This window comes from Kitasatospora sp. NPDC001261 (assembly GCF_042896795.1).
Lineage (GTDB): Bacteria > Actinomycetota > Actinomycetes > Streptomycetales > Streptomycetaceae > Kitasatospora.
This window is the reverse complement of sequence record NZ_JBIAXP010000023.1, coordinates 162,397-172,366: the sequence shown is the minus strand read 5'-3', so window position 1 is coordinate 172,366 and position 9,970 is coordinate 162,397. Positions and strand designations below refer to the sequence as shown.

At 72.7% G+C, this 9,970-nt stretch carries 10 protein-coding genes and 1 riboswitch; of the genes, 7 read left to right on the top strand and 3 right to left on the bottom strand.

Translation table 11 applies throughout. From position 1 onward, the window contains the following. The first annotated feature begins 257 nt into the window (after positions 1 to 257). A complete protein-coding gene (gene otsB, locus ACFY4B_RS29040; protein ID WP_387972772.1) occupies positions 258 to 1,097 on the top strand; it encodes a trehalose-phosphatase in 840 nt (279 codons plus the stop codon). On the opposite strand, the gene ACFY4B_RS29035 is transcribed toward otsB, so the two are convergent. Next, the gene (locus ACFY4B_RS29035; RefSeq protein WP_387972769.1) at positions 1,084 to 2,550 is read right to left on the bottom strand and encodes a trehalose-6-phosphate synthase; all 1,467 of its coding nucleotides are present in this window, start codon (positions 2,548 to 2,550) and stop codon (positions 1,084 to 1,086) included. The genes otsB and ACFY4B_RS29035 overlap by 14 nt on opposite strands. A 60-nt stretch (positions 2,551 to 2,610) precedes the next feature. Beyond that, positions 2,611 to 3,648, bottom strand: coding sequence for a glucosyl-3-phosphoglycerate synthase (locus tag ACFY4B_RS29030; protein WP_074005445.1), 1,038 nt, complete (start codon positions 3,646 to 3,648; stop codon positions 2,611 to 2,613). Positions 3,649 to 3,759: 111 nt separating this feature from the next. After that, positions 3,760 to 3,896, top strand: a riboswitch (SAM riboswitch). 16 nt (positions 3,897 to 3,912) lie between these two features. On the opposite strand from ACFY4B_RS29030, the gene thrC reads away from it, so the two are divergent. From thrC to ACFY4B_RS29000, 6 genes are all read left to right on the top strand, one after another. Continuing rightward, positions 3,913 to 5,193: a threonine synthase gene (gene thrC / locus ACFY4B_RS29025; RefSeq protein WP_074005446.1), complete on the top strand. Its 1,281-nt coding sequence runs from the start codon at positions 3,913 to 3,915 to the stop codon at positions 5,191 to 5,193. A gap of 35 nt (positions 5,194 to 5,228) precedes the next feature. Further along, positions 5,229 to 5,507, top strand: coding sequence for a MoaD/ThiS family protein (locus ACFY4B_RS29020; RefSeq protein ID WP_049652344.1), 279 nt, complete (start codon positions 5,229 to 5,231; stop codon positions 5,505 to 5,507). Between the two features lie 538 nt (positions 5,508 to 6,045). Then, positions 6,046 to 6,249 carry a cold-shock protein gene (locus ACFY4B_RS29015; protein WP_030289665.1) on the top strand — a complete coding sequence of 68 codons (204 nt, stop codon included), beginning with the start codon at positions 6,046 to 6,048 and terminating at the stop codon, positions 6,247 to 6,249. A 336-nt stretch (positions 6,250 to 6,585) separates the two neighbouring features. Continuing rightward, positions 6,586 to 8,208: a chaperonin GroEL gene (gene groL, locus ACFY4B_RS29010; RefSeq protein ID WP_049652341.1), complete on the top strand. Its 1,623-nt coding sequence runs from the start codon at positions 6,586 to 6,588 to the stop codon at positions 8,206 to 8,208. Between the two features lie 160 nt (positions 8,209 to 8,368). Further along, positions 8,369 to 8,725, top strand: a complete 357-nt coding sequence (locus tag ACFY4B_RS29005; RefSeq protein WP_049652339.1) for a hypothetical protein — start codon at positions 8,369 to 8,371, stop codon at positions 8,723 to 8,725. Between the two features lie 299 nt (positions 8,726 to 9,024). Further along, positions 9,025 to 9,198, top strand: coding sequence for a hypothetical protein (locus ACFY4B_RS29000; RefSeq protein WP_181970643.1), 174 nt, complete (start codon positions 9,025 to 9,027; stop codon positions 9,196 to 9,198). 6 nt (positions 9,199 to 9,204) lie between these two features. On the opposite strand, the gene ACFY4B_RS28995 is transcribed toward ACFY4B_RS29000, so the two are convergent. After that, positions 9,205 to 9,915 carry a hypothetical protein gene (locus tag ACFY4B_RS28995; protein ID WP_387972766.1) on the bottom strand — a complete coding sequence of 237 codons (711 nt, stop codon included), beginning with the start codon at positions 9,913 to 9,915 and terminating at the stop codon, positions 9,205 to 9,207. Positions 9,916 to 9,970: the final 55 nt, after the last annotated feature.

Sequence of the window (9,970 nt, the reverse complement as noted above, 5' to 3'; positions counted from 1 at the left end):
GCGTTCAGACCGTTGGCAGTCTGAAAATCACCCGTCACGCCCCTCTCCGCGGCCACCCCCTGCGCCACCCCCTCCCGCAGCGCGTCCCTCTCGCCGGGTGAATCGAGGGGTGGGTGGGTGGTTGCGGTGGGTGGGGGAGGGGCGGGTGGGTGGGGGTTGGGGGAGGTGGCCCTGGTGGGGAGGTGGGGGAGGCCGGGGTGCGGGGGCTCCGGGGTGGGCGGGGTGCGGAGTGGGGGGCTCCGGGGTAGGGCTTCGGTATGGGCTTTGAAGAGATGTTCGTGCCGGGGACCGGGGCTGGGCGGGACGGGGTGCGGGCGGTGCTGGGCGCGCCCGGGGATGCCGTGATCGGGTTGGACTTCGACGGGACGCTGGCGCCGATCGTGGCGGATCCGGGGCGGGCGCGGGCGCATCCGGGGGTGGTGGGGGTGTTGCGGCGGCTGGCGCCGGTGGTGGGGGGCGTCGTGGTGGTGACGGGGCGGCCGGCCGGGGTGGCGGTGGAGTACGGGGGGTTCGCGGACCTGCCGGGGGTGGTGGTGCTGGGGCACTACGGGGCCGAGCGGTGGGAGGGCGGGGAGCTCTCGGCGCCGGAGGTGCATCCGGGGGTGGCGCGGGTGCGGGCGGTGCTGCCGGGGGTGCTGGAGCGGGTGGGGGCGCCCGAGGGGACGTGGGTGGAGGACAAGGGGCGGTCGGTGGCCGTGCACACCCGGCGGACGGCGGCGCCGGAGGAGGCGTTGGAGCTGCTGCGGGCGCCGGTGGGGGAGCTGGCGGCCGGGTACGGGCTGGTGGTGGAGCCCGGGCGGCTGGTGCTGGAGCTGCGGTCGCCGGGGGTGGACAAGGGGGCGGCGCTGACCGGGTTCCTGCGCGAGCGGGGGGCGCGGTCGGTGCTCTACGCGGGGGACGACCTGGGGGACGTGGCGGCCTTCGCCGCGGTGGAGGAGCTGCGCGGCGAGGGCGTGGCCGGGGTGCTGGTCTGCGCCGGCGCGGTGGGGGACGCGCCGGTGCGGGAGCTGGCCGACCGGGCGGACCTGGTGGTCGCCGGGCCGGAGGGCGTGGTGGAGCTGTTGGGGGCCTTGGCGGACGCGCTCACAGCGCGTTGAGCTGGTCCAGGAACCACTGCTGCGGGGGGAGCGCGGTGGCCGCCGCCGCCAGGCGCTTGGTGCGGTCGGCGCGCTCCTCCGGGCTCATGGTGAGGCCGGCGTGGAGGGCCTCGGCGGTGGCGATGACGTCGTAGGGGTTGACGGTGAGGGCGTCGTCCTTGAGTTCGGCGTGGGCGCCGGCCTCGCGGGAGAGGACGAGGGCGCAGCCGTGGTCGGAGACCACCGGGACCTCCTTGGCGACCAGGTTCATGCCGTCGCGGATGGGGTTGACCAGGGCGACGTCGGCCAGCCGGTAGGCGGCGAGGGAGCGCGGGAAGTCGTCGTCGACGTGGAGGATCAGGGGCTGCCAGGCGGGGGTGGCGAACTCGGCGTCGATCTCCTCGGCCAGCCGTTGGACGGCGGCCGTGTAGGCGCGGTACTCGGCGAGGTCGGTGCGGGACGGGTAGGCGAAGGCGATGTGCACCACCCGGTCGTGCCACTCGGGGCGGGTGCGGAGCAGGTGCCGGTAGGCCTGGAGGCCGCGGACGATGTTCTTGCTCAGCTCGGTGCGGTCGACCCGGACGATGGTGCGGCGGTCGCCGACGGCCGCGCGGAGGGCGGCGAGGCGTTCGTCGACGTCGGGGCGGTGGGCGCGCTCGCGCAGGAAGTCGGCGTCGGCGCCGAGGGCGTGGACGCCGAGGCGCGTGGTGCGGCCGTCGACGGTGACGGTGAGCGCGTCGTGGTCGACGGTCGCGCCGAGGAGGTCCTCGCAGCAGGCGGCGAAGGCGCGGGCCCAGCGCTGGGTCAGGAAGCCGGCCCGGTCGGCACCGAGGATGCCGGTGAGGACGGCCCGGGCGACGTCGTCGGGCAGCATCCGGTAGTACTCGGGCGGGGCCCAGGGGGTGTGCGAGAAGTGGCCGATCCGCAGGTCGGGGCGGGCTTCGCGGAGCAGGGCCGGGACCAGGGAGAGGTGGTAGTCCTGGACGAGGACGGCGGCGTTCGGGGCGGCCTCGGCGGCGAGGGCTTCGGCGAAGGCCTCGTTGTAGGCCCGGTAGGCGGCCCATTCGGTGCGGAAGGCGGCGTCGAAGGAGGGCGCGGTGGGGGTCGCGTAGAGCAGGTGGTGGACGAACCAGAGGGTGGAGTTGGCGACGCCGTTGTAGGCGCGGGCGAAGGTCAGCGGGTCGATGTCCAGCATCCGTACGGCCTGGCCGCCGACCTCGTGGCCGGCCAGGTCGAGGCGGCCGTGGGGTGCCTCGGCGGCGGCCCTGCGGTCGGAGTCGTCGAGGGCGGCGCAGACCCAGACGGCGTTCGGGTCGTCGATGGCGGAGAGGCCGGAGACCAGGCCGCCGCCGCCGCGGCGCAGGGTCAGCGTGCCGTCGTCGGCGGTGCTGAAGGACACCGGTCCCCGGTTGGACGCCACCAGGACGGGGGCGGTGCCGGTCGCGCTCGAACGGTTGGTCGTGAGATCGCCCATGGTTGGCATGTTGCCGTGGGGTCGGCGTGGCAAACCCGTGCGGCCCGTCGAAGAGAGGCCCTAATGGCGGGCGGCGTACTCGGGGAGGGTGTGGATCGGGGGGCGTTCGAGGGCGGTCACCGGGTGGGTGTGGGCGGTGAAGGCGCGGGTTTCCGGGTCGCGGGTGAACTGGGTGAGGTGGGGGTGGACGAGGTCGGCGGAGGCCTTGAGGCGGTGGGTGCGGTCGAGGCGTTCCAGGGCGGTCCGGTAGATGGTGGCGGCCATCCGGCCGAGGGCCTGGCCGTCCTGGTGGCGGTGGTGCCGGACGCCGACGTCCACCTGGGCGAGGGCGTCCAGGCCGGCCAGCTCCAGGGCGTCGACCAGCAGGCCGAGTTCGACGCCGTAGCCGGTGGGGAAGGGCAGCCGTTCGAGCAGTGAGCGGCGGGCCGCGTACTCGCCGCCGAGCGGCTGGACGAAACCGGCGAGTTCCGGCCAGTGGAGGTTGAGCAGGGGGCGGGCGACGAGTTCGGTGACCCGCCCGCCGCCGGCGGGCAGGACGGCGCCCTCCGACTCCAGCGGGCGGTCGTACATGGCCTTGACCAGCTGGATGGACTCGTCGGTGAGCAGCGGGCCGACGATGCCGGAGACGAAGGCCGGGTCGAACTCGCGCAGGTCGGCGTCGACGAAGCAGACGATGTCGCCGTGGGTGACCAGCAGCGAGCGCCAGAGCACCTCGCCCTTGCCGGGGACGGCGGGCAGCCGGGGCAGGACGGCGTCGCGGTGCTCGACCCGGGCGCCGGCCTCGGCGGCGACGGCGGCGGTGGCGTCGGTGGAGCCGGAGTCGACGACGACGAGTTCGTCGACGAGCGGGAGGCGTTCCATCAGCTCGCGGCGGATGGTGCGGACGATGTCGCCGACGGTGGCCTCCTCGTCCAGGGCGGGGAGGACCACGCTGACCGTGCGGCCGGTGCGCTCCTTGGCGTCGAGCAGGGTGCGGACCGGCCGGTCGGCCGCGCTCCAGGAGCGGCGGCGCAGCCAGGACGCCGCCTGCGGGAGGAGCGCGGGAGTCGGTTCGGCGGGCACGGAGATCTCCTCGGCGAGGTCGGTGGGACGGGTCATCTCGCTTGGCGGACGGTCCCGTTCAGGTTTGACGCCTTCGGATACAGTCTTCGTACAGCGGTCGGACCTTTGCACGCCGGGGTCTCCGTTGAGCACCACCACAATTTCACAAGCTCATCCAGAGGGACTGAGGGAACGGCCCGTTGACGTCCCGGCAACCTTCTCGCGCGGCTGTCTGTCGACAGGCCCCGGCGGGACAGGTGCCAATTCCGTCCCGTGTCGCGACCGCGCCACGGGGAAGATGAGGAGAGAGGCCTCGCCATCATGGCTATCGACACTGCCGCACCCGTTTCCGTCGACCTCGGCCCGGCCGCCGCGCTGTCCTGTCGCGAGTGCGGCACCCGCTTCCCGCTCGGCCCCAGCTTCGCGTGCCTGGAGTGCTTCGGCCCGCTGGAGATCGCCTACGAGTTCGGCAGCGAGGGCGCCGAGGAGCTGCGCAAGCGGATCGAGGCCGGTCCGGCCTCCATCTGGCGGTACGCGCCGCTGCTGCCGGTGCCGGCCGACGTGGCGTCCAAGCCGAACCTGAACCCGGGGTGGACCCCGCTGGTGAAGGCGGACAACCTGGGCCGGGAGCTCGGTTTCACCGCCCAGCTGCACGTCAAGGACGACTCCGGGAACCCGACGCACTCGTTCAAGGACCGGGTGGTCGCGTGCGCGATCGAGGCGGCCCGGGCGTTCGGCTACACCACGCTGTCCTGCTCCTCCACCGGCAACCTGGCCGGCGCGGTGGGTGCGGCGGCGGCCCGGGCCGGGTTCCGGTCCTGCGTGTTCATCCCGCACGACCTGGAGCAGGGCAAGGTCGTCATGGCCGGGGTGTACGGCGGCGAGCTGGTCGGCATCGAGGGCAACTACGACGACGTGAACCGCTTCTGCTCGGAGCTGATCGGCGACCCGGCCGGCGAGGGCTGGGGCTTCGTCAACGTGAACCTGCGGCCGTACTACGGCGAGGGCTCCAAGACGCTGGCGTACGAGATCTGCGAGCAGCTCGGCTGGCGGCTGCCGGAGCAGATCGTGATCCCGATCGCCTCGGGCTCGCAGCTGACGAAGATCGACAAGGGGCTCCAGGAGCTGATCAGGCTCGGCCTGGTCGAGGACCGGCCGTACAAGGTCTTCGGCGCCCAGGCGGAGGGCTGCTCGCCGGTGTCGGCCGCGTTCAAGGCCGGCCGGGACGTGATCAAGCCGGTGAAGCCGGACACCATCGCCAAGTCGCTGGCGATCGGCAACCCGGCCGACGGCCCGTACGTGCTGGACATCGCCCGCCGTACCGGTGGCGCGGTGGAGGACGTCACGGATGCCGAGGTCGTGGCGGCGATCCGGCTGCTGGCGCGGACCGAGGGGATCTTCGCCGAGACCGCGGGCGGGGTGACCGTCGGCGTGCTGAAGAAGCTGGTCGAGACCGGGCAGCTGGACCCGGCCAAGGAGACCGTCGCGATCAACACCGGCGACGGGCTGAAGACCCTGGACGCCGTCTCCGATTCCGGGATGACCGCCGTCATCCGCCCGACGCTGGACTCGTTCCGCGCCGCCGGTCTCGTGTCCGCCTGAACCACCCGATAGGCCCCGCCCCCGCTAGGAGAGTCATGAGCGCCACCGTCCGCATCCCCACCATCCTGCGCACCTACACCGACGGCGCCGCCGAGGTGACCGCCGAGGGTGCCACCCTGGCCGAGGTCGTCGCCGACCTGGAGAAGAACCACGCGGGCATCGCGGCCCGCATCCTGGACGACACGGGCAAGCTGCGCCGCTTCGTGAACGTCTACGTGAACGACGACGACGTGCGCTTCGCCGAGGGTCTGGCGACCGAGATCAAGGACGGCGCCAGCGTCTCGATCATCCCGGCGGTGGCCGGCGGCTGCTGAGCCGACAAAGCAGAACCCGCGGTCGCCCGCGCGTACGGAAATCCGTTCTCCGTATGCGCGGGCGACCGCTCGCATTCCGGCGGGAATATTTCCGGGTCGAGTCGGAGTAGAGTGTGGCTCGGCTGGGAACAGGGTTTCCCTTTCGGCCCCCGCAGTGCTCGGCCCGGGGGCGTCCGGCCGTCGGGGGCGGACCGTGAAACATGTCAGGCAGATGTCAGAATTCGCGCGGGCATTTGAGTAATTCGTCCGCTATGTCCGGCGTGGAATGCCGAGATTATTCCGATTCGATCCGTCCTGTCCCTTGACGCCTTGGCGGAATTACCGGCGGTTGGCCCTGTTGCAGAGGGCGTCGATCCGGATACATTCAGCGGCGGTCGACGCAATCACCCGCTCACCGGAGGCCGCCCGGCGTTCCGCGCGGATGGTTGCGGCGTGCACGGCTGCGCCCAGGGGGGGTTCCCCGGGCCGGCCTTCAACCAACCCGGGCCCGCGACCTGCGGGCACGTGAAGGGCCAGCACAGCACTAGGGGAGTTCGGAATGGCTCAGGGCACCGTCAAGTGGTTCAACGCGGAGAAGGGCTACGGCTTCATCGCGGTCGACGGTGGTGCGGACGTCTTCGTCCACTACAGCGCGATCCAGATGGACGGCTACCGCACCCTCGAGGAGGGCCAGCGGGTCGAGTTCGAGATCTCCCAGGGACAGAAGGGCCCGCAGGCGGACATGGTCCGCGCGGCGGTCTGACCCCTTCCGACTCCAGGAGCTCGGCGCGGCCCTACGGCTGGTGACCACTCGCTTCTCGACGGGCCCGTGCGACGCGTGTCGTACGGGCCCGTCGGCGTTCCCCGACGCGGCTCCGCCGGGGCTCCGGCGACGGCTCGCGGATCGTCGATTGGGCTTGCACTCGACCACCCGGAGTGCTAATCATTGGCGTTAGCACTCACAGCGTGAGAGTGACAGCGGACCGGGTCGGTGAGGCCCCCGGGAGCGGTAGGGGAATGGACCCCCGCACACCAGGGCCGTCCGTCGCGGGCACCCCTTGGTCCGAGCAGTCGACCGTGTCCCGGAGGACCACTTCAGATGGCCAAGATCATCGCCTTTGATGAGGAAGCTCGCCGCGGCCTTGAGCGTGGCATGAACCAGCTCGCCGACGCCGTGAAGGTCACGCTCGGCCCCAAGGGCCGCAACGTCGTGCTGGAGAAGAAGTGGGGCGCCCCCACGATCACCAACGACGGTGTCTCCATCGCCAAGGAGATCGAGCTCGAGGACCCGTACGAGAAGATCGGTGCGGAGCTCGTCAAGGAGGTCGCCAAGAAGACGGACGACGTCGCGGGTGACGGCACCACCACCGCCACCGTGCTCGCCCAGGCCCTGGTTCGCGAGGGTCTGCGCAACGTCGCCGCCGGCGCCAACCCGATGGCCCTGAAGCGCGGCATCGAGAAGGCCGTCGCGGCCGTCTCCGACCAGCTGCTGGCCCAGGCCAAGGACGTGGAGACCAAGGAGCAGATCGCCTCCACCGCCTCCATCTCCGCCGCCGACACCCAGATCGGCGAGCTCATCGCCGAGGCCATGGACAAGGTCGGCAAGGAAGGCGTCATCACCGTCGAGGAGAGCAACACCTTCGGTCTGGAGCTCGAGCTCACCGAGGGCATGCGCTTCGACAAGGGCTACATCTCCGCCTACTTCGCCACCGACCTGGAGCGGATGGAGGCGACGTTCGAGGACCCGTACATCCTCATCGCCAACTCCAAGATCGGCTCGGTCAAGGACCTGCTCCCGCTGCTGGAGAAGGTCATGCAGAGCGGCAAGCCGCTGGTCATCATCGCCGAGGACGTCGAGGGCGAGGCCCTGTCGACCCTGGTCGTGAACAAGATCCGTGGCACCTTCAAGTCCGTCGCCGTCAAGGCCCCGGGCTTCGGCGACCGCCGCAAGGCCATGCTCGGCGACATCGCCATCCTCACCGGTGGCACCGTGATCTCCGAGGAGGTCGGCCTCAAGCTGGAGAACGCCGGCATCGACCTGCTGGGCACCGCCCGCAAGGTGGTCATCACCAAGGACGAGACCACCATCGTCGACGGTGGCGGCGACAGCGAGCAGGTCGCGGGCCGCGTGAACCAGATCCGCGCCGAGATCGAGAACAGCGACTCGGACTACGACCGCGAGAAGCTCCAGGAGCGCCTCGCCAAGCTGGCCGGCGGCGTGGCCGTCATCAAGGCCGGCGCGGCCACCGAGGTGGAGCTCAAGGAGCGCAAGCACCGCATCGAGGACGCCGTCCGCAACGCCAAGGCCGCCGTCGAGGAGGGCATCGTCGCCGGTGGTGGCGTCGCCCTGCTGCAGGCCGGTGTCGCCTTCGACAAGCTGGAGCTGGAGGGCGACGAGGCCACCGGTGCCAACATCGTCAAGGTCGCGCTGGAGGCCCCGATCAAGCAGATCGCGACCAACGCCGGCCTGGAGGGTGGCGTCGTGGTGGAGAAGGTGCGCAACCTCCCCGCCGGTCACGGCCTGAACGCGGCCACCAACACCTACGTCGACCTGATCGCCGAGGGCATCATCGACCCGGCCAAGGTGACCCGCTCCGCGCTGCAGAACGCCGCCTCCATCGCGGCGCTGTTCCTGACCACCGAGGCCGTCATCGCCGACAAGCCGGAGAAGGCCGCCGCGGCCGCCGGCGGCGGCATGCCGGGCGGTGACATGGACTTCTGATCCTGATCGCTTCGATCGGATCGGCTGGTTCCTCGTCCGTGTGGGCGGCTCCCTTCGGGGGGCCGCCCACACGGCGTTCCGGCGTCCGGAAGCTCCGGGGCCCGGGCGTTCGGACGTCCGGGCGTTTCGGCGTTCGGGCCGGTGGACGGAGAATGGACGGATGGCTTCCGACGACATCGAGACCGCCCTGCACAACGCGCGGGCACTGATCCTGGCCGACCTCACCGCGCGGGACGTGGCGGACGCCGCCGTCGTCTCGCTGGTGGAGCAGGCCGTGACGCACCGCCGCTGGTGGCTGGAGCAGTGGCCGGACGGCACCGAGTACGTGCTCGGGCTGGTCGCCCAGGACGTCCAGGACGCGCTGCTGGAGGCGTACGGGCGCTGGCCGCTGTGCACCGGGTGCGCGGCCGACGGGGACCCGCACGCGCTGAGCGTGGAGCCCGAGCTGGGGCCGGAGCCGCACTGGGTGTGCGGCAAGCAGGGCGCGGTGGTGGCGCCGGTGGGGAAGCTCGCCTAGGGCCTGTCTTCAAACTCGCGTCTGCGTGGCGACGCTCCCCCAGCCTTCGGCCGGGAGGTACCCCCAGGGCACAAGCGCACCTCGCCGCGTTGTCGTCGGTCGCCAATGGCCCCCAGCCTTCGGCCGGGAGGTGCCCCCACCGCAGTGGCTCCCTCCTCCGCCTTGCGATGCACGCACCCCAACGCCGCCCCGCCCGCCCTCCGGGCGGACGACGGGAGTTTGAAGACAGGCCCTAGCCCGGTCGGCTCGGGGCCGGGGGTGCCTTCCGGGGGTGGTGCGCGGGTGGGTACGGTGCGCGGATGAGGCGCTGGGTGTGGGGTGTGGCGGGCGGGTGCTGCGGGCTCGGGCTGTGGTGGGCCGTGCTGGAGGCGGCGGGGGCCGGCCACGACGCGTGGTGGGCCGTGGCCGGGCGGGTCCTGGCCGTGACGGGGGGAGTGGCCGCCGCGGACCGGGTGCGCGGGCGGTGGGGCTGACGGGCCTCAGAGGGTGCCGAGCTCCGCGGTCAGGTTGGCGCGGGCGGCCGCGGTGAAGCGCTCGCGGGCGGCCGGGGTGCGGTAGAGGTCCGGCAGGGCGAGCAGGTGGCGCAGGACGGCGGCCCGGCCGGCCGCGAAGTCCGGCGCGGGGACGAAGCCGTACTCCTCGCGGACCGCGGCCGCGTACGCCGCGTACGCCCCGGGGGAGCCGCCGAGGACGGCGAGGTCCGCGTCGCAGAGCACCTCGCCGTCGCGGTCGCCGGGGGCGGGGTCGTGGCCGACGGTGAGCAGCACGAGGCGCTCGACCTCGGCGACCCGCTCGGCGGGCAGTCCGGCGGCGGTCAGCGCGCGGACGGCCAGGGCGGCGCTGCGCTCCTCGTTCTCGGTGCGGTCGGGGCGGTAGACGGCGTCGTGGAACCAGGCCGCGAGGCGGACGGCCTCCGGGTCGGCGGCGTGCCCGGCCAGCTCGTCGACCAGGCCCAGCACCGCGCGCAGGTGTGCGGCGGTGTGGTAGCGGCGCTGCGGCTCCGACCAGCGGCGCAGCAGCTCCCGGCCGTACGGCTCGGGGTCGACGGCGGCCCCGCAGCGGTGCAGCAGGGCGGTCCAGGCGGCGAGCAGGTCGTCGGTGGGCGGGTCGGCGAGCGGGCCCTCGGCGGGCGCGTCGGTGAGCGGTTCCTCGGCGGGCGGGGCGTCCTCGGTGGTCGGCATGGCGACCATTGTGGCGGCCCGGCCGGGTGCCGGACCCGGGGGAGTGGGCGCTGGACCTATAGGT